Consider the following 20,320-nt stretch of genomic DNA (forward strand, 5'->3'; position numbering starts at 1 on the left):
GTTGTTGTGCTCATGATGTCTCCTCGTTTTTTGGCCGGCGGTTTTCCGCCGTGCTTGGCCCTTTGCCGGTCAAGCCGACATCGAGCTATGCGCAACATTGAGCCGCGACCCTGACGAGGTTCTGACGTAACCCTTACCCGAATCTTAAAATTGAAACTGAACGTAACCTTTCCGCAGGGAGCTAGGGATAGTCCTTATCTGCCGGCCGGGGCTGCCCGACACGCGCCGCGCTAGCTTTCGTGCCGATCCGACGGGTCGGCGTACTGCGGGAACACGACGCTGATGCGGGTGCCTGGCAGGTCCGAGTGGGGGTTGGGATGGTCGTCGATCAGCACCGTCGCCTGATGCTTTTGCGCGATTTCGCGCACGATGGCCAGACCCAGGCCGCTGCCGTCGGACGCGGTGCCCAGCACCCGATAGAAGCGGTCGAAGACGCGCTCGCGCTCGTCGGGCGCAATGCCCGGGCCGGAATCTTCCACTTCCAGCACGGCCTGGTTGCCGCGACGCTGCACACGCACGGTGATGTGGCCGCCGCGCGGTGTATAGCGCAGGGCGTTGTCGACCAGGTTGTTGAGCAGTTCGGCCAGCAGGAGCGGGTTGCCGTTGATCTCGACCGGATCGTCAGAGCCCTCGAAGCCCAGGTCGGTGCTCAGCGACAACGCCTGCGGCACCCAGTGCATGGCCTGCTCGTAGGCGATGGCGTTCAGATCGGTGCGCGTCAGGCCGATCGCACTGGGGTTTTCGGCGCGCGCCAACAGCAGCAACTGATTCACCAGCCGTGTGGCGCGTTCGGACCCCGTCACCAGCTGACGCAGGCTGGATTGCATTTCTTCGGGGCTGGCATCGCGCAGCGCCAGTTCAGCCTGTGTGCGCAGCCCGGCAAGCGGCGTCTTCAGTTGGTGGGCGGCGTCCGCCACGAAACGGCGCTGCGCCTGCACGTTGGCCGACAGCCGATCCAGCAGGTCGTTCATGGCGGCGACCAGCGGCGCGATTTCTGAAGGGGCCGCGCGTTCGTCGATGGGCGACAGGTCGTCGGGCCGACGCGCGCGCAGGCGCTGCTGTAGCGCGTTCAGCGGCGCCACGCCGCGCGACAGGCCGAACCACACCAGCAGCACCGCGATCGGCAGCACTACGAACTGCGGAATGATCACGCCCTTGATGATGTCGTTGGCCAGTTGCGTGCGCTTTTCCACGGTCTCGGCCACGATCAGCAGCGCGGGCTGCGTGTTGGGCAGGTTCAGGTCCACCCACGTGAACGCCAGGCGGATGCCGAAACCGCGCATGGTGTCGTCTTCGTATTGGACTTCGCCCGGGCGCGGCTGGCCCACGGTGGCCGGTAGCGGCAGCGCGCGATCGCCGCCCAGGTATTCGCCCCGGCTGCCCAGCACCAGCCAGAAGACGCTATCGGTTTCGTCGGCGCGCAACACGTCGCGCGCGGCGTCGGTCATCTTCAGCACGGCCCGGCCATCCTGCGCATGAACCTGCCGCGTCAACACATGCAGGTTGTTGGCCAGCGCCCGGTCGTACGGCACGTTGGCGATGTTCTGGGCGACCACGTACGTGATCGCGACGCTCATGGGCCACAGCAGGAACAGCGGCGCCAGCATCCAGTCCAGGATTTCGCCCAGCAGCGAACGCTGCGGCGGCGCAAAGCTCGGGCCCTTGGACCCGGCTTGCATGATATCCAGCGCTTCCTGATTCAGCGGCTCGGGCCGGGGGTCAGCTGGCGAGGTACGCGGCACCCTGGTCCCGCTCCAGACAGTAGCCCAGGCCACGCACGGTGACGATCTTCACGCCGCTGGGTTCCAGCTTCTTGCGCAGCCGATGCACGTAGACCTCGATGGCGTTGGTGCTGACTTCTTCGCCCCATTCGCACAGGTGGTCCACCAACTGCGTCTTGCTGACCATGCGGCCGCTGCGCGTCAGCAGGATTTCCAACAAGCTGACTTCGCGCGCCGAGAGGTCCAGCGTCTGGTCGTCGACGATGGCGACGCGGCCCGTCTGGTCGAACAGCAACCGGCCATGCTTGAGCATGGTGGCGCCGCCGCCCGCGCCGCGCCGCGTCAGCGCCCGCACGCGCGCTTCCAGTTCGGACAGCGCAAAAGGCTTGGCCATGTAGTCGTCAGCGCCCAGGTCCAGGCCTTTCACGCGCTGTTCGATGCTGTCGGCGGCGGTCAGGATCAGAACGGGCAGGGCGGAGTTGCGGGCGCGTAGCCTGCGCAGCACTTCCAGCCCGGCCAATTGCGGCAGGCCCAGATCCAGAATGAGCAGGTCAAACGCCTGGGCCGCCAGCGCAGAGTCGGCGGCAAGCCCGTCACGCACGGCGTCTACCGCGTAACCGTTATGCCGCAATGACCGGGATAGGCCATCGGCCAGAATGCTGTCGTCTTCGGCGATCAGGATGCGCATGGGGGCGGCACGGAAGCTGCAAAAAGGTCCCTGTGGCGCCGGCGCTTTGCGTGCCGGCTGCCCCGGGGTAGGGGGCTATCGCCTTGTGGGCGGCCCGGCGGTGGAATAGGGACGAAACGCCGGGGTCGGCTTCGATTCTGTCATACGGCGCCAGGCTTGCCCACTCAGGGAATACGTGCAAAACTCTGGCACACTGGTTTTTTGTACAGTACAATCCGATGCAATAATCTGAACCTGATTCAAAACAGCAACGCTGCGGTCCAAGGGTGCTCCTTCATGCCGCAACCACCAGATACGTCACAGACAGGACTTTACATGGACGACAAAACCACCAAGGCCGCCGCATCGGAAAAGGCCAAGGCGCTTGCCGCCGCGCTTTCGCAGATCGAAAAGCAGTTCGGCAAGGGCTCGATCATGCGTTACGGCGATAACGAGGTCTCGCACGATATCCAGGTGGTTTCCACGGGGTCGTTGGGTCTGGACATCGCCTTGGGCGTCGGCGGCCTGCCGCGCGGCCGTGTGGTCGAAATCTACGGCCCGGAATCGTCGGGCAAGACCACGCTGACGCTGCAAGTCATCGCCGAAATGCAAAAAATCGGTGGCACCTGCGCCTTTGTCGACGCCGAGCACGCGCTGGACGTCCAATACGCCAACAAGCTGGGCGTGAACCTGACGGACCTGTTGATCTCGCAGCCCGATACGGGCGAGCAAGCGCTGGAAATCACCGATGCGCTGGTGCGTTCGGGTTCGGTTGACCTGATCGTCATCGACTCGGTGGCCGCGCTGGTGCCCAAGGCTGAAATCGAAGGCGAAATGGGCGATTCCCTGCCGGGCCTGCAAGCCCGTCTGATGAGCCAGGCGCTGCGCAAGCTGACCGCCACGATCAAGCGCACCAACTGCATGGTCATCTTCATCAACCAGATCCGCATGAAGATCGGCGTCATGTTCGGCAACCCCGAAACCACCACGGGCGGCAACGCGCTGAAGTTCTACGCGTCGGTGCGCCTGGACATCCGCCGCATCGGCTCCATCAAGAAGGGCGACGAGGTCGTCGGCAACGAAACCCGCGTCAAGGTCGTCAAGAACAAGGTGGCGCCGCCGTTCAAGCAAGCTGAATTCGACATCATGTACGGCGCCGGTATTTCGCGCGAAGGCGAAATCATCGACCTGGGCGTGGCCGCCAATGTGGTGGACAAGTCGGGTGCGTGGTACAGCTACAACGGCAACCGCATCGGCCAGGGCAAGGACAACGTCCGCGAATACCTGAAAGAGCACCGCGACATGGCGATCGAAATCGAAAACCGAGTTCGCGAGAACCAGGGCATCGTCAGCCGCGCCGCTGAATTCGTGCCCACGGCGGAAGACACCGCCGAATAAGCCTTCCGCCTGCCCCGGGCGCAGTGTCGCCAGGGGCGGCGGACAGGCTTATCGCAGCGGGGCTGGGCGGTGATGCCGCACAGTCAGATACGGCAGGCGCCATGACGGGCCTGCCGTTTTGCATTATTCGTCGGACAGGGTTCGCCGCGTCTTTATCGATCCGGCGTCCGTCCTTGACCAAGGCAGAAAGCGCATGAGCTGGAAATCGACCCCCGCGTCAGCCGACCGCCTACGCGCCAAGTTGGATGACGAGTTTGAAACCGTCGCCAAGCCGCAAGGCTTGCGACGCAGTTCGGACGCGCGGCGCGAACAGGAAGCGGCCGAGCCCGCCGCTGACAAAGATGTCTGGCAGCGCAGTTCCGAGCAGCGCGCGCTGAAGCCCCGCACTTCCCGCACGTCACGTACGTCGGGTACGTCGGGTACGTCGGGTATGTCGGGCACTTCGCGTACATCGCGGACATCGCGTACCCAGGACACTTCCGACACCTCGGATACGTCGGACACCTCTGACACGTCGCCAACAGGTGACAACGCCGGGGATGCGGCCAAGCCTGCCCGCAAGGGCCCGTCGCTGAAAATGCGCGCGGTGGGATATCTGTCGCGTCGCGAGCACGCCCGCGAGGAACTGGCGCGCAAACTGGTCGCCTACGCCGAAGACGCCGATGAAATCGACAGCGTGCTGGATGCGCTGGAAAAAGAAGGCTGGCTGTCCACCGAACGGTTCGCACAAAGCCTGGTGCATCGGCGTGCGTCGCGCCAAGGCGCGGCGCGCATCGTGCAGGAACTACGCCAGCACGGCGTGGACGATACGCAGGTGGCCGAATTGCGCGAACAACTGCGCGCCACCGAATACGACCGCGCGCTGGAGGTCTGGAAAAAACGCTTCGACGCCAAGCCGCCAGACCGCGCGGCCTACGCCAAGCAGGCGCGCTTTCTGGCTAGCCGGGGTTTCGCGCACGATGTCATCCGTCGAATCCTGGGCGAAGGCGAAGGCGACGGCGACGGCGATTGACCGGATCTTGCGCGGCCCCGCGAAGATGGCCCGTCGCTGCCGCCCCATGGACGCCGCCCCCCGGGCGGCTTTTTTTACGTCTTGGCCGACTTGATGCCCGACAGCGTCTTGAAGCATACGTCGCGCGTAATGGTCAGGAATTCGTCGATGTAGGACGCGTCCGTATCTTCGCTGCGCACGGTCGCATACAGCGTGCGCCAAACGCCTTGCGGTCCCAGCCGGCACAGCCGCAACCAGCCCTGGTTCATGTATTCCGTCAGCGCCCAGTTCGGCAAGGCCGCCACGCCACGGTTGCTGGCGACCAGCTGCGCAATGATCGGGGTCAGTTCGGCCTTGCGAATGGCGGCGGGCTCGACGTCGGCGGGGTCCAGAAACGCGGTGAAGACGTCCAGGCGTTGTTTGTCCACCGGATACGTAATCAGCGTCTGGTCCGCCAGCTGGTCCGGCATGATGAATTTGTTCCCGGCCAACGGGTTCGCTTCCGACACCGCCAACACCAGTTCGTACTTGAACAAGGGCAGGTATTCCACGGCGTCCAGCGGTTGCGGGTCCGACGTGATCACCAAGTCCAAATCGCCGCGCACCAGAGCGGGCAGGGGGGCGAACGAAAACGCCGCCGACAGGTCCAGCGCGACGTCGGGCCACTGCACCCGGAATGCGTCCAGCGCCGGCATCAACCACTGAAAGCAGGAATGGCAGTCAATTGCCAGATGCAGTCTGCCGCCGCGGCCGGCCGCCAGCCGTTGCAGGTCGCGTTCGGTTGCGCGGATGCGGGGCAGGACTTCATCCGCCAGCGCCAGCACGCGCAAGCCGGCCGTGGTCAGGCGGGCGGGGCGGGTGCGGCGGTTCAGCAGCGGCGTGCCCAGCCGGGTTTCCAGGTCGCGCAATTGATGCGACAGGGCCGACTGCGTCAAGTGCAGCCTTTCGGCGGCTTCTTGCAGACTGCCGCCCTCGCGGATGGCGGTAAGCGTTTCAAGATGGCGGATTTCTAGCATGGGAAGGACAGGCCGACGAAGAATGATCGCCCTAGTATATGAGAAATCCTCATCTTATCCATGTAGACATTGATTTTGATTCATGTATGTTTGCCTGCACAATGGTCGTCACTTGAACAAACTTTGTCTAACGGCGGTGTTCTCATGACTACTATTCATAATCTGGGGTTCCCCCGAATCGGCGCCCAGCGCGAATTGAAGCGCGCGGTCGAGGCCTATTGGGCCGGCAAGCAAACCGCGCAAGCGCTGGAAGAGACGGGCCGCGAGTTGCGGGCCAGGCACTGGAAGCTGCAAGCCGCCGCCGGCTTGAAGTTTGTGCCGGTGGGAGACTTTGCCTGGTACGACCAGATCCTGGAATGGACCACGCTGCTGGGTGCCGTGCCCGCCCGCTTTGGTCAGAAGGACAACGAGGCTGTGTCGCTGGACACGCTGTTTCGCATGGGCCGTGGCCGCGCGCCGTCGGGCAAACCCGCCGCCGCCTGCGAGATGACCAAGTGGTTCGACACCAACTATCACTACATCGTGCCGGAACTGGTGCCCGGCCAGACGTTCCGCATCGCCCGCGAATCGCTGTTCGAACAAGTCCAGGAAGCGCAGGCGCTGGGCCACGAGGTCAAGCCCGTGATCCCCGGCCCGCTGACGTGGCTGTACCAGGGCAAGGGAGACGCGTTCGCCGGTGGCGCCGCTGACGAAGGCAAGCTGCAACTGCTGGCTGCGTTGCTGCCGGTGTATCAGCAAGTGCTGGCGCGTTTTGCCAAGCAGGGCGTGCAATGGGTGCAGATCGACGAGCCCATCCTGGTGCTGGACCTGCCCCAAGCCTGGCGCGATGCCTACGAATCGGTATACGCCACGTTGGCGGCCAGCCCGGTCAAGCTGCTGATCGCCACCTACTTTGACGGCTTGAAAGACAACCTGGCCACCGCGCAAGCGCTGCCCGTGGCGGGCCTGCACGTGGACTTGGTCCGCGCACCCGAACAATTGCATGACGTCGTGGCCGGTTTGCGAGCCGGCCAGGTGCTGTCGGCCGGCGTCATCAACGGCCGCAATATCTGGCGCACGGACCTGGACGCGGCTATCGCCACGCTGGCACCCATCAGGCAACAACTGGGCGACCGTCTGTGGTTGGCCCCGTCGTGCTCGCTGCTGCATGTGCCGGTAGACCTGGCTAATGAAACGGAGCTGGATGCCGAACTCAAGAGCTGGCTGTCGTTTGCGGCGCAAAAACTGCAAGAGCTGAACCTGTTGGGTCGCGCGTTGAACAACGCCACCGACACCTCTGTGCAGGATGGGCTGATCAAGCAACGCGCCGCGCTGACTGCTCGCCGTTCGTCGCCGCGCATTCACAACCCGCTCGTGAGCCAGCGCATGGCTGGCGCGACCGCCGTGTCGCGAGACCGCGCACCGTTTGCCGGCCGCATTGCGCGCCAGCAAGAACAGCTGGGCCTGCCCGCGTACCCGACCACCACGATCGGATCGTTCCCGCAGACCGCCGAAATTCGCGCGTTGCGTCGCGACTGGAAAGCCGGCGCGCTGACGGATTCAGGCTACGAGAACGCCATCCGCAAGGAAATTGAAGAAGTCATCCGCTTCCAGGAAAAGGTGGGCCTGGATGTCTTGGTGCACGGTGAACCCGAGCGCAACGACATGGTGGAGTATTTTGGCGAACTGCTGGCCGGCTTTGCGTTCACCAAGAACGGTTGGGTGCAAAGCTATGGGTCGCGTTGCGTCAAGCCGCCGATCATTTTTGGCGACGTGGCCCGGCCCGCGCCGATGACGGTGGGTTGGTCGTCGTACGCGCAATCGCTGACGGACAAGCCGGTCAAGGGCATGCTGACGGGCCCGGTCACCATCTTGCAATGGTCGTTCGTGCGAGACGACCAGCCGCGTGAGCAAACCTGCCGCCAGTTGGCACTGGCGCTGCGCGACGAAGTGGTGGACCTGGAAACCGCGGGCATCAGCGTTATCCAAATCGACGAGCCTGCCATCCGCGAAGGCCTGCCGCTGCGTCGCGCCGACTGGAAGGCGTACCTGGATTGGGCGGTGGATTGCTTCCGCTTGGCGACGGCGGGCGTGCGCGATGAAACGCAGATCCACACCCACATGTGCTATTCCGAATTCAACGACATCATCGAATCCATCGCCGCCATGGACGCCGATGTGATCACAATCGAAACGTCGCGTTCGAACATGGAATTGCTGAAGGCGTTTGAAGATTTTGATTATCCAAACGACATCGGCCCCGGCGTCTACGACATTCATTCGCCCAACGTGCCGGACGTCGATTGGATGGTTGGCTTGATGGAAAAGGCGGCGACCCGCCTGCCCAAGGAACGCCTGTGGGTGAATCCTGACTGCGGCCTGAAGACGCGTGCCTGGCCTGAAACCGAAGCCGCGCTGATCGGCATGGTGCAGGCGGCGCGCGCGCTGCGCCAATCGGCCTGACGCCAAACCGTCACCGGCCCGCCTGGCTTCAAACGGGGCGGCGCCAACAACCCCTTGCGTGATGCCGCCGGCATTGCGCAAGGGGTTTTTTTAATGCGCGGGCGTGAACGAATTTTCGCGGCGCTGGTCCATTAAGCCACCCTGGCATCGGCAGCCGCCCATGCCATGGCTGCTGCGTTAGTTGCCTCCTATTCTTTGCTGCCGGATTGTCGCCGTCCCTATGATTCTCCAAGGCCCTTATCGGCCGGATCTGCTTCTTGCGGAAACGCTGCCCGATATTTTGGAAGCCACGATCCTGCGGCACCCCGCCGCCATCGCCATCCACTGGCAGGATCAAACACTAAGCTACGACACGCTGGGCCAACGCGCATCGCTTGCCGCGCACCATCTGATCCAGGCGGGCGTGCGGCCCGGGCATATCGTCGGCTTGTGCTTGCCGCGCGGCGCCGACCTGCTGGTGATGCAGGCGGCCATCGCGTTGGCCGGCGCGGCCTGGCTGCCCTTTGAAGCCGACACGCCGCCGGACCGCATGCTGGTGTGTTTGCAGGACGCTGGCGCGAACGGCCTGATCGCCGGCCCGGACGTGCGTCTGGAAGGCCTGGTCACCTGGACGCCGTGGGCGCTGGCCGTTCCCGTCCAGGGCGCACTGAACCGGCGCGCAGGGCTGCGGCCTGAACACCCCGCTTATGTGATCTACACCTCTGGCTCAACCGGCAAGCCCAAGGGCGTGCCGATCACGCATGCCAGCATCTGCCATTTCCTGCGCAGCGAAAACGAAGTGTTGGGCGTGCGCCAGGACGACAAGGTCTACCAGGGCTTCTCGGTGGCGTTCGACATGTCGTTCGAGGAAATCTGGATCAGCTACCTGGTGGGTGCCAGCCTGTGGGTGGCGCCCAAGATGTTGACGACCGACCCCGAAGGGCTGCCCGACGCGCTGGTGCGCGAAGGCGTCACGGTGCTGCATGCGGTGCCTACGCTATTGGCTTTGTTCGCGCGCGACGTGCCCGGCTTGCGCATCGTGAACCTGGGCGGCGAAGTGTGCCCCGACTTTCTTGTGCCGCGCTGGGCCACGCCCGGCCGTCGCTTGTTCAACACGTACGGGCCGACTGAAACCACTGTGTCCGCCAGCGTGGCCGAGCTCATGCCGGGGCAAGCGGTGACGATCGGTGTGCCGCTGCCCAATTACGGCATGCTGGTGCGCGGTGATGACGGCGCGGTGCTGCCCGCGGGGCAGGTCGGCGAGCTGTGCATCACGGGCCCCGGCGTGGCCGACGGCTACCTGGGTCGGCCGGCGCTCACGGCAGAAAAATTCCTGGCCAATCCTCGGCCCAGCGGCAGCCATGACACGCGCATGTATCGCAGCGGCGATCTGGCGCGCATCGACGAGCACGGGCAGATCCATTGCCTTGGGCGCAGCGACGATCAGGTCAAGGTGCGCGGCTTTCGCGTCGAGCTTGGCGAGATCGAGGCGGCGCTGTATCGCCAACCCGGCGTGGGCGCCGCCGCCGTGGTGTTGCGCGATCTTGCCGGTATCGACCAATTGGTGGCGTTCGTAATGCCGGAAAGCGACGCGCGCCTGGATCCGCACGCCTTGCGCGCCGCCTTGTCACAAGAGCTGCCGGCGTACATGATTCCGGCCCGCTTTGAATTCGTGGCCGAGGTGCCGCGGCTGACGTCGGGCAAGATCGACCGCAAGACGCTGCGGGCGCGCGAGCTGGACACCGCGCAGCAACCGTCCACGGAAGACGACGAGCCCGTCACGGCGGGCGAGCGCGCGTTGTTCGATGCGCTGCGCCCGTTGTTTCCGGGGCAGCCGCTGCATCTGGCCAGCGACTTCTTCCGAGATCTGGGCGGCCATTCCCTGCTGGCCGCGCGGCTGGTTTCGTCGCTGCGCAAGCATCCGGATTTGTCAGCGCTGAGCATGCACGAGCTATATCAGCATGCTGGCGTGGGCGCGTTGGCGGCGCGCCTGGATGCGTTGATGGCAACGGCAACGGAAACGGCAACGGCTAGGGCAGCCGAAGCCGCCCCGGCGTCCACCGTACCACCGACCGCCACCGGGGGCGCCGCGCACGAGGCCTCGCTTTCCCGCGCGCCGGAATGGCGCCGCTGGACGTGCGGCCTGGCGCAATTGGCCGCGCTGCCGTTGTTGATCGGCGTGCGCATGCTGATCTGGCTGACGCCGTTTTTCACCTATCACTACCTGACCGGTGACGATGGCGATTCGGTCTGGCGTGCCGTTGCCTGGTCCATCGCCAGCTACCTGGCCTGCAACCTGCTGAGCTTTGCCGTGGCCGTCGCCTGTAAATGGGCGATTGTCGGCCGCCAGAAGCTGGGCCGCTATCCGTTGTATGGCTGGCGCTTTTATCGTTGGTGGCTGGTCGACCGCATTCTGGATATTCCGCCGGCGCACCTGCTGGCGGGCTCGCCGCTTCAAGTCTGGTATCTGCGGGCGCTGGGCGCGCGCATCGGCCGCGGCGCTGCCATCAGTCGGGTGTCGGTGCGTGCGCCAGACCTGCTTACGGTGGGCGATGGCGTCAGCATCGGCGCCGCCGTCAATCTTGAAAACTTCGCCGTGCGGGGCGGCATCTGGGAAGTCGGCCCGATCACGCTTGCCGACAACGCCTATGTCGGTTCGTATTCGGTGCTGCAAGGCGATGTCGAGATGGGCGAAGGCGCGCGGCTGGAAGGGCTGTCATCGCTGGCCGGCGGTACGCGCGTGCCCGCGGGGCAAACCTGGACGGGCGCGCCGGCGCGACATGACCCGCGCGCGCAGCCGTCTGATCTGCCGCCCCGGCCCGTGCGCGAAGGGCGCTGGCGCCGGCTGGACGTGCTGGCCTACGCGGCGGGCGGCACGCTGATCGCCGCGCTGTTCTTCATGCCGGTCTTTCCCAGCTTCGTGTTGATCGATTGGATCGACGCGCGCTGGCTCGACCTGATGGGCTCGCGCGCGTCGTGGCCCATCGCATTCCTGTGCTATCTGCTGCTGGCGCTGCCGGCCAGCGCCTTGCTCTTGCTGTTGACCGTGCTGGCGTGCGCGGTGCTGCGCTGGTCGCTGCTGCCCAGGCTGTCGGCCGGCCGCTGGCCGGTATATGGCCAGATCTATCTGCGCCGTTGGTTGACCAATCAGATCCAGGAGGCCAGCCTCAGCGTGCTGCACGGCCTGTATGCGTCCATCTATGCCGGGTTGTGGTACCGGCTGCTGGGCGCGAAAGTAGGGCGCGGCACCGAGATTTCCACGGCGATGGGCATCGTGCCAGACATGCTGACCTTGGGGCGCGACAGCTTCATTGCCGACGGCGTGATGCTGGGCGACGAGGAAATCGACCAGGGCTGGATGCGCTTGCGCCCGACCGTCATCGGCAACCGCAGCTTTGTGGGCAACGGGGCGTACGTGCCGGATGGATCGGTGTTGCCCGATGACGTCCTGATCGGCGTGCAAAGCCGCGCGCCAGCGAACGCCGCGATGGCCAGCGGCCAGACATGGCTGGGCAACCCACCGCTGGCGCTGCCCGCGCGCGAGCAGACGGCCGGCTTTCCCGCCCACTTGACCTTCCGGCCCAGCACCGGCCGCAAGGTGGCGCGCGGCGCGGTCGAGGGCATGCGCATGATCCTGCCGCTGGCGGTGGTGATCGCGGTGGGCTATCTGACCGTCATGCGCGTCATTCCCATCGCGGCGGTCGACGGGTTTATCGGCGCGTTCGACGAATTGATGCTGGCCGGCGTGCTGTACGGCGTGGGCACCTTCCTTTTCGTGGTGTTGCTCAAATGGGCACTGATGGGCCGCTACCGGCCGCGCGCCGAGCCGATGTGGACGCCGTTTGTGTGGAAAAGCGAGGCGGTGACGAGCCTGTATGAATCCATCGCGGTGCCGAACTTCTTCAATTTCCTGCGCGCCACCCCGTGGTTGCCGCTGGCGCTGCGCTGCTTGGGGGCGCGCATCGGCAAGCGGGTGTTCATGGATACGACCGACGTCACCGAGTACGACTGCGTGTCGATCGGCGACGATGCGGTGCTGCACGCCGGGTCGGGGCCGCAGACCCATCTGTTCGAAGACCGGGTCATGAAGATCGGGCCGGTCGATATCGGCCCGGACGTGAACGTCGGCCCCCGCAGCACCATCCTGTACGGCACCCACGTGCAAGCCGGCGCCCGCCTGGGTCCACTGACGCTGGTGCTCAAGGGCGAGACGATTCCGGCGGGGCAGGCGTGGATGGGCAGTCCGGCCACACCGTGGACAGTCTGAGGGCGCCGGGCAGGGCGGGCGGCGGGGTGAGCCGGATGGCGCGCGGGAGCGCCGGCATGGCCCGCCCCCGCAAACCGGCCATTTGTTACCAGGCCGCCTGCGCTATACTTTCAAGGTTTTGTTGCCGCGCACCATGCGCAGGCCATCTTCGCCCCGCAGGCCCCCAGCATGCCCTTGCCACCGCCCGATTACCCTCGCCAACCGCTGCACACGCGTTCCATACGCGTGCAGTCGTATGCGCGCGAGGACGGCAATTGGGACCTGGAAGCCGAGCTTATCGACGTCAAGGCGTACGATTTCCCCAAAAGCGACGGCAAGATGTTCAAGGCCGGGCAGCCCATCCACCATATGCACCTGCGCATCACCATCGACGAGGAATACTCGATCGTGGACGCGCAGGCTGTCTATGATGCGGCCCCTTATGGCGGTCATTGCATGGCCATCGAGGCGGCTTACACTGATTTGATCGGCATGAATCTGCTTAAGGGATTCCGCCGCCAGGTCAAGGAGCGGTTCGGGCACGTGGCGGGCTGTACGCACATGACCGAGCTGTCGCAGGTGCTTCCCACCGCGGCGGTCCAGACCATGGCCAACCGCCGGCGGCAGGAAACCAACCCGAACCGGCGTCCATTCCAACTGGACGGCTGTCATGCGCTAAGCACTGGCGGCCCGGTGGTGGCTGAGCACTATCCCAAGTGGTACACGGGGGGTAGCGCTGAGGCATCGGCCGATTCGTCCTCCGATTCACCTTCTCTTTCTCATACGTCCTGACAGGTAACACATGAAAATCCACGAGTATCAAGGCAAGGAACTGCTGAAGCAATTTGGCATCCCGGTGCCGCGCGGGATCCCCGCTCTTTCCGTCGACGAGGCCGTGGCTGCCGCTGAAAAGCTGGGTGGACCGGTCTGGGTCGTCAAGGCGCAAATCCACGCGGGCGGCCGCGGCAAGGGCGGTGGCGTCAAGCTGGCGCGCTCGCTGGAAGACGTGCGCAAGCTGGCCTCGGAAATCCTGGGCATGCAGCTGATCACGCACCAGACCGGCCCGGAAGGCCAGAAGGTCCGTCGCCTGTACATCGAAGACGGCGCCGACATTCAAAAGGAATACTACGTGTCGCTGGTCACTGACCGCGCCACGCAAAAGGTTGCCTTCATCGCTTCCAGCGAAGGCGGCATGGACATCGAGGAAGTGGCTCATTCCACTCCCGAGAAGATCATCACCGAATACATCGACCCGCTGACCGGCCTGTCGGCCGAGCAAGCCACCAAGATCGCCAACGCGATCGGCCTGCCCGCCGACTCCACCGCCCAAGCCGTGGACGTGTTCCAGAAGCTGTATCAGTGCTACATGGAAACCGACGCGTCGCTGGTTGAAATCAACCCGCTGAACCGCGACGGCAAGGGCAACATCATCGCCCTGGACGCCAAGTTCAACTTCGACTCCAACGCCCTGTTCCGCCACCCGGAAATCGTCGCTTACCGCGACCTGGACGAAGAAGACCCCGCTGAAATCGAAGCCAGCAAGTTCGACCTGGCCTACATCCAGCTCGACGGCAACATCGGCTGCCTGGTGAACGGCGCCGGTCTGGCCATGGCCACGATGGACACCATCAAGCTGTTCGGCGGCGAGCCGGCCAACTTCCTGGACGTCGGCGGCGGCGCAACGGCCGAGAAGGTCACCGAAGCGTTCAAGATCATGCTCGCGAACAAGAGCGTGAAGGCCATTCTGGTCAACATCTTTGGCGGCATCATGCGCTGCGACGTCATCGCCGAAGGCGTGATCGCGGCTTGCAAGGCCGTCAACCTGAACGTGCCGCTGGTCGTGCGCATGAAGGGCACCAACGAAGAACTCGGCAAGAAGATGCTGGCCGACTCCGGCCTGCCGATCATCAGCGCCGACACGATGGCCGAAGCGGCCACCCGCGTCGTAGCCGCCGTCAAGTAAATATGCCCCCTCGCCGCGCCCCTTCGTGGCTTGCTGCCCCCCATGGGGGAGCTTTCCACCTTGGGACGGCCCGGCGGTAAAAGAAATTGCCAAGGATTCACAAATGTCGATTCTGATTAACAAGGACACCAAAGTCATCACCCAGGGCATCACGGGCAAGACGGGCCAGTTCCACACCCGTATGTGCCGTGAGTATGCCAATGGCAAAGCCGCCTTCGTGGCCGGCGTGAACCCCAAGAAAGCGGGTGAAGACTTTGAAGGCGTGCCGATCTTCGCTTCCGTCAAGGAAGCCAAGGCCGACACCGGCGCAACCGTGTCCGTCATCTACGTGCCGCCCGCCGGCGCCGCTGCCGCCATCTGGGAAGCCGTCGAAGCTGAACTGGATCTGGTGATCTGCATCACCGAAGGCATCCCGGTCCGTGACATGCTGGAAGTCAAGAACCGCATGAAGGCCAAGGGCAGCAAGACGCTGCTGCTGGGCCCGAACTGCCCCGGCCTGATCACGCCGGACGAAATCAAGATCGGCATCATGCCCGGTCACATCCACCGCAAGGGTCGCATCGGCATCGTCAGCCGTTCGGGCACCTTGACGTACGAAGCCGTGGCGCAAGTCACCGAACTGGGCCTGGGCCAATCCAGCGCCGTCGGTATCGGTGGCGACCCCATCAACGGCCTGAAGCACGTCGACGTCCTGAAGATGTTCAATGACGACCCCGACACCGACGCCGTCATCATGATCGGCGAAATCGGCGGTCCGGACGAAGTCAACGCCGCTGAATGGGCGAAGGACAACATGAAGAAGCCGGTCGTCGGCTTCATCGCTGGTGTCACCGCTCCTCCTGGAAAGCGCATGGGCCACGCTGGCGCCCTGATCTCCGGTGGCGCCGACACGGCCGACGCCAAGCTGGAAGTCATGGAAGCCTGCGGCATCCGCACCACGCGCAACCCCTCCGAAATGGGCAAGCTGCTCAAGTCGGTGCTGTAAGTCTTACAGCATTGCGTTTAAGAAAGCCCGCTTCGGCGGGCTTTTTTTTGTCCGTTCGGCACGTGTCCGGATCGAAATTTCTGTGGTTTTACTAGGGTAATCCCGTGTCCAAACTGCGTTCGTCCAAACATACGGAAAGCTGAACGAAACTATAATGAAAGAAATTTCGCACGTACCCAGCAAGAATGCCGTCGGGCTCGCACCAAGACGGTCAGTACGGCTTTTGGTTTTTTTCATCCATTAATTTGGTTCGTCCTAGGGGGATCAACACCTAGGAAAGAGAGGCATGGAACTCAGTTCAGCGGCATTCTGGATAGCGCTGCTCCAGATCATTTGGGTCAATATTCTGCTATCGGGCGACAACGCCGTGGTTATTGCGCTGGCGGCGCGCTCGCTGCCTCCGGCGCAGCAAAAGAAAGCGATCACGATCGGCTCGGCCGCCGCGATCATCATGCGTATCGTGCTGACCCTGGTGGCGGCCAAGTTGCTGTTGTTGCCGTACCTGAAGCTGATCGGCGCGTTGCTGCTGGTCTACATCGGCGTGACGCTGTTGTTGCCGGAAGGCGAAGACGACGGCGCGGGCAAGACGCAGGGTAATCTGCTGACCGCCATCCGCACTATCATGATTGCCGACTTGGTCATGAGCCTGGACAACGTGGTGGCCGTCGCTGCCGCGGCGATGGGCGACACGACCTTGCTGGTGTTGGGCCTGGCCATCAGCATCCCCTTGGTCATCTTCGGCAGCACGTTGCTTTTGAAGGTTATCGAGCGCTTCCCGATCATCGTCTGGGTGGGTGCGGCGTTGCTGGGCTTTATCGCCGGCGAATTGTTGGTGGGTGATCCCGCCTTGCAAGAGCCGGTGGCGCGTATCGACGCGGCCCTGGGCGTATCGCATCACAGTTTCGAACTGATGACGGGTGCATTGGGCGCGATTCTGGTGCTGGCAATTGGTAAAGTTTTGCTGATGCGCCAGAAAGCTGAATGAAAGCTGAATTACAATAATTAGTTGTTTGAATGATCTCGCCGCGCAGCGCGCGGCGAGGTGGCCGGCTCGGGACCGGCCTTTCTTTTCATAAATGCCTTCGGGGGTTCATAGTGCTTGAGTTTTTCCAGACGCTGAGTTGGGCAGCGGTATTCCAGATCATCCTCATCGACATCCTGCTCGGCGGCGACAACGCGGTGGTTATCGCGCTGGCGTGCCGCAACCTTGCGCCCAAGCAGCGCATGCAGGGCATTCTTTGGGGCACCGCGGGCGCCATCATCCTGCGTGTCGTGCTGATTGCTTTCGCATTGACGCTTCTGTCGATTCCTTTCCTGAAGGTCGTTGGCGGTCTGCTGCTGGTCTGGATCGGCGTCAAGCTCTTGATCCCTGAAGACGATGCCCATGGCAACGTGAAGGGCGGAACGTCCATCGCCGCCGCCATCAAGACCATCATCATTGCCGACTTCGTGATGAGCCTGGACAACGTGATCGCCATCGCCGGCGCGGCCCAGAACGCCCACGCCGACCATCAGATCGGCCTGGTTGCCTTCGGCCTGATCGTCAGCGTGCCGATCATCATCTGGGGCAGCACCCTGGTCCTGAAGCTGATCGACAAGTATCCCTTGGTGGTTACGTTTGGCGCCGCGCTCCTGGGCTGGATCGCCGGTGGCATGCTGATTACCGATGTGGTTGTCGAACGTCAATTCGGTGTTCAGCCGACTACGGTTAAAATCGCTGCAGAAATTATCGGCGCCTTGCTCGTTGTTGTCCTTGGACGGTGGCTGGCAAGCCGCAAAACCGCTTCCAAGGAATCAGCACATGAGTCTGCGTAGATCCGTCGATCCCCAGCAATCCGAATCGGGCCTGAGCCTCCTTCAGGGCCTTTTCGTGCTGGCCATCCTCGGGGTAGTCGCGACGGTCATCGTCTCCAATTTCGTTTGATGACCGCACGTGTCTCTTCCGCAACGCCTGGTCATCGCGACCCGCGCCAGCCGGCTTGCCCTGTGGCAAGCCGAGCATGTGCGCGACCGGCTGCGCACGCTGTACCCGGCGTGCGCGGTTGAGCTTCTTACCCTGACAACCCGAGGCGACCAGATCCTGGACCGTACCCTGTCCAAGGTCGGTGGCAAGGGTCTTTTCGTCAAGGAACTTGAAAACGCGTTGCTCGACGGGCGCGCCGATCTTGCCGTGCACTCGTTGAAAGACGTGCCGGTGGATCTGCAAGCCCCGTTCGAGCTTTGCGCCATTCTTGATCGCGCGGATCCGCGCGATGCCTTCGTATCGAATCGCTACGCCTGTCTGGCAGATCTGCCGGCGGGCGCGGTCGTGGGTACGTCAAGCTTGCGGCGCGAATCGCAGATTCGTGCGCGCTTTCCTGAACTGGTGGTCAAACCGCTACGCGGCAACCTCGACACGCGTCTGGGCAAGCTGGACAAGGGCGAGTACGACGCCATCGTGCTGGCCGCCGCGGGGCTGGAACGCCTGGGCCTTCAGGCGCGCATCCGCAGCCTGCTGGACCCGGCCGACAGCCTGCCGGCCGCCGGGCAGGGCGCCTTGGGCATCGAAATCCGCAACGACCGCGACGACATGCGCGCGTGGCTCGCGCCGTTGATCAGCGCGGCCACCACGTCATGCGTGCAGGCCGAGCGTGCGGTGTCCCGCAGGCTGGGCGGTTCCTGCCAGGTGCCGCTGGCAGCGTTTGCCCAGATCTCTGGCGACACCTTGTCATTGCGCGCCTTGGTGGCCTCGCCGGATGGCGTACGCATGGTCCACACCACCCGTAGCGGCCCGGTGGCCGATGCCGAAGCCCTGGGTGAAGCCGCCGCACAAGAGCTGCTGGATGCCGGCGCCGCCGCCATCCTCCAGGAACTGCTGCAAGCCGAGCCCCGGCCGGACTGATGTCCACCCCCGCCCGAGTCGCCGTCCTGACGCGGCCCGAAGGGCGCAACGAGGCGCTGGCCGGCCGTCTGACCGACGCCGGCTGGTCCGCCTGCATTCTGCCAGCACTGGAAATCCACCCGCTTGATGTCCCCGCCGCGCAATTGCCGCGTCCGGACGACTTCGACATGGTCGTGTTCGTCAGCGGCAACGCGGCCAAGCAGTACTTGCGCCAACTTGCTGCCGCGCACGGTCCGCGCCCCTGGCCCGCCGGGGTGATTGCCGCCACGGTGGGTCCGGCCAGCGCCCAAGCGCTGCGCGAGTCCCCCGCGTTTGGCGCGAATACAACAGTTCTGCACCCTGGCGACGAGGCTGCCAGCCACGATTCCGAAGCCTTGTGGGCGGTGTTGTGCGGCTTGCCTGCCTTGCCGGCGCGCGTGCTGCTCGTGCGTGGCACGCAGGGCAGGGACTGGCTGGGCGACAAGTTGCAGGCCCATGGTGCAGCCGTGACGCGCTACGCCGCCTATCTGCGGCGGCCCGCCGTCTGGGACGCCTCGGCGCTGGCGCGATTGCGCGGCTTGGCCGAGGCGGGCGTATCGGCTACCTGGCTTATCACGAGCGGCGAAGGGGCCGACGCCGTGCGCGCAAATCTGGACGCCGCGGGCCTGGCCGCGTGGTGGCGGCAGTGCCAGTTTGTGTTGACGCATCCAACGCTGACGCGGCGCGTGCCACCGGCCTGTCATGGCGCCGACGGGCCAGCAATGGTAAAAATCTGCTTGCCCAACGACGAGTCGATATTCCAGGCTTTTGTTGCTGCTTGATTCGTTGCATCGGACTGACACCGAATACAATCGCGTCATGACAGACAAGACTCCCGCTACCGATCCGGTCGTTCACACGGCCGCCCCGGGCGCAAGCGCGCCCGCATCGGCCCCGGCCGATCCCGTCAAGGCCCGTCCGGCCAAGCGCGGCAATGGCCCCTTGGTCACCGCCCTGATAATCGTCATCCTGCTTGCCGTGGGCTTGGGTTACGCGTTGTGGAAGCAACGCACCCAATTCGTGTCCGCCGGCCGCGAGGTTGCCACGCGCATCGACACGCTGACCGCCGATGTGGCACAGGCGCGCAAGGACACGCGCGAGGCCCTGGCGCTGGCGCAAGCGCAAGCCGGCCGCGTGGGCGAGCTTGAAGACACCGTCCGCGAAACCCAAAGCCAGTACAACGCGCTGCAACAGGCCTGGCAAAACTTCAACGACAGCGCCAGCGACGAACTGCTGGCCAACGACGTCGAACGCCTGTTGACCATCGGCAACCAGCAATTGCGCCTGGCCGGCAACGTGTCCAACGCCATCGTTGCGCTGGAAACCGCGCAAGCCCGTCTGGCACGCGCCGACCGTCCGCGCTTCTCAAGCCTTCAGCAAGCCATCAACGGCGACCTGGACCGCCTGCGCGCCGTCTCCACCGTGGACATTCCCGCGCAATCCGCGCGCATCGAACGCCTGGTGGCGCTGGTCAACAAGGCGCCGCTGCTGGTGCCCGATTCCGCCGCGCCGGGCATGGTTGCCACGGGCGATGCCCAACCCGCCGCCGCGCCCGCGCCGACGATCGATCCGCAGGCCGGCTTGCCCGCCGACGCGCCCTGGTGGCAGCGTTGGCGAGCCGAAGTCGCGTCGTGGCCCGGCCGTGCAGGTTCGGCCCTGGCGCACGAGCTTGGCGGCCTGATCACCATTCAGCGCGTTGACGAACCCGCTGCGTTGCTGCTGTCGCCCGAGCAAGCCGACCAGGTGCGCGGCACGCTGCGCCAGCGCCTGTTGACCGTGCAGTTGGCCATGCTGATGCGTCAGCCCGCCGTCTGGAAGAGCGAGCTCGACAACGTCGGCGTCACCCTGTCCAAGTACTTCGATTCCCGTTCGCCCGATACGGTCGCCGCGCAAACGTTGGCGCGTGAACTGGCCCAGACGGACATCGCCGTGCGCATGCCGGACGTGGCCGACAGCCTGAATGCCGTGGCCGCCTTGCGCGCCGCGGGCTTCAAGAACAGCGGGCAGGATTGA

15 protein-coding genes are annotated in these 20,320 nt (G+C 64.5%); 12 read left to right on the top strand and 3 right to left on the bottom strand.

Annotated features, from left to right (window positions below; translation table 11 throughout):
• Positions 1-230 precede the first annotated feature (230 nt).
• Positions 231-1,607 (bottom strand): sensor histidine kinase, encoded by a 1,377-nt coding sequence (locus DVB37_RS07440; RefSeq protein ID WP_104143362.1) that lies wholly within the window; start codon positions 1,605-1,607, stop codon positions 231-233.
• Between the two features lie 112 nt (positions 1,608-1,719).
• Positions 1,720-2,409, bottom strand: coding sequence for a response regulator transcription factor (locus DVB37_RS07445; protein ID WP_006218337.1), 690 nt, complete (start codon positions 2,407-2,409; stop codon positions 1,720-1,722).
• 315 nt (positions 2,410-2,724) lie between these two features.
• Here DVB37_RS07445 and recA point away from each other — a divergent pair, with 315 nt between their 5' ends.
• Together recA and recX are read left to right on the top strand one after the other, a co-directional pair.
• Positions 2,725-3,786 carry a recombinase RecA gene (recA, locus tag DVB37_RS07450; RefSeq protein ID WP_006218338.1) on the top strand — a complete coding sequence of 354 codons (1,062 nt, stop codon included), beginning with the start codon at positions 2,725-2,727 and terminating at the stop codon, positions 3,784-3,786.
• Between the two features lie 193 nt (positions 3,787-3,979).
• Positions 3,980-4,798 carry a recombination regulator RecX gene (gene recX, locus DVB37_RS07455; protein ID WP_120154488.1) on the top strand — a complete coding sequence of 273 codons (819 nt, stop codon included), beginning with the start codon at positions 3,980-3,982 and terminating at the stop codon, positions 4,796-4,798.
• A 74-nt stretch (positions 4,799-4,872) separates the two neighbouring features.
• Here the strand turns inward: recX and DVB37_RS07460 are convergent, their stop codons facing one another.
• Complete coding sequence (locus DVB37_RS07460) at positions 4,873-5,793, bottom strand: LysR family transcriptional regulator (RefSeq protein WP_104143206.1); 921 nt, start codon at positions 5,791-5,793, stop codon at positions 4,873-4,875.
• Between the two features lie 144 nt (positions 5,794-5,937).
• Here DVB37_RS07460 and metE point away from each other — a divergent pair, with 144 nt between their 5' ends.
• From metE to DVB37_RS07510, 10 genes are all read left to right on the top strand, one after another.
• Entirely contained in the window at positions 5,938-8,235 is a 2,298-nt protein-coding gene (metE, locus tag DVB37_RS07465) for a 5-methyltetrahydropteroyltriglutamate--homocysteine S-methyltransferase (RefSeq protein WP_104143207.1), read from the top strand.
• A 220-nt stretch (positions 8,236-8,455) separates the two neighbouring features.
• Entirely contained in the window at positions 8,456-12,481 is a 4,026-nt protein-coding gene (locus DVB37_RS07470) for a Pls/PosA family non-ribosomal peptide synthetase (RefSeq protein WP_120154490.1), read from the top strand.
• Between the two features lie 168 nt (positions 12,482-12,649).
• Complete coding sequence (locus tag DVB37_RS07475; RefSeq protein ID WP_046802827.1) at positions 12,650-13,252, top strand: DUF2889 domain-containing protein; 603 nt, start codon at positions 12,650-12,652, stop codon at positions 13,250-13,252.
• Positions 13,253-13,262: 10 nt separating this feature from the next.
• Entirely contained in the window at positions 13,263-14,423 is a 1,161-nt protein-coding gene (gene sucC / locus DVB37_RS07480; protein ID WP_046802828.1) for an ADP-forming succinate--CoA ligase subunit beta, read from the top strand.
• Between the two features lie 103 nt (positions 14,424-14,526).
• Positions 14,527-15,408 carry a succinate--CoA ligase subunit alpha gene (gene sucD, locus DVB37_RS07485; RefSeq protein WP_006218345.1) on the top strand — a complete coding sequence of 294 codons (882 nt, stop codon included), beginning with the start codon at positions 14,527-14,529 and terminating at the stop codon, positions 15,406-15,408.
• Positions 15,409-15,694: 286 nt separating this feature from the next.
• On the top strand, positions 15,695-16,393 hold the full coding sequence (locus tag DVB37_RS07490) for a TerC family protein (RefSeq protein WP_046802829.1): 699 nt from the start codon (positions 15,695-15,697) through the stop codon (positions 16,391-16,393).
• A 110-nt stretch (positions 16,394-16,503) separates the two neighbouring features.
• Positions 16,504-17,223, top strand: coding sequence for a TerC family protein (locus tag DVB37_RS07495; RefSeq protein ID WP_039883011.1), 720 nt, complete (start codon positions 16,504-16,506; stop codon positions 17,221-17,223).
• Positions 17,224-17,341: 118 nt separating this feature from the next.
• Entirely contained in the window at positions 17,342-18,289 is a 948-nt protein-coding gene (gene hemC, locus DVB37_RS07500; protein ID WP_046802830.1) for a hydroxymethylbilane synthase, read from the top strand.
• Positions 18,289-19,089, top strand: coding sequence for a uroporphyrinogen-III synthase (locus tag DVB37_RS07505; RefSeq protein ID WP_046802831.1), 801 nt, complete (start codon positions 18,289-18,291; stop codon positions 19,087-19,089). The genes hemC and DVB37_RS07505 overlap by 1 nt, the downstream gene beginning before the upstream one ends.
• Before the next feature lie 37 nt (positions 19,090-19,126).
• Positions 19,127-20,320 (top strand): uroporphyrinogen-III C-methyltransferase, encoded by a 1,194-nt coding sequence (locus tag DVB37_RS07510; RefSeq protein WP_046802889.1) that lies wholly within the window; start codon positions 19,127-19,129, stop codon positions 20,318-20,320.

The sequence above is a fragment of the Achromobacter sp. B7 genome (genome assembly GCF_003600685.1).
GTDB classification, from domain to species: Bacteria; Pseudomonadota; Gammaproteobacteria; order Burkholderiales; family Burkholderiaceae_B; genus Achromobacter; species Achromobacter spanius_B.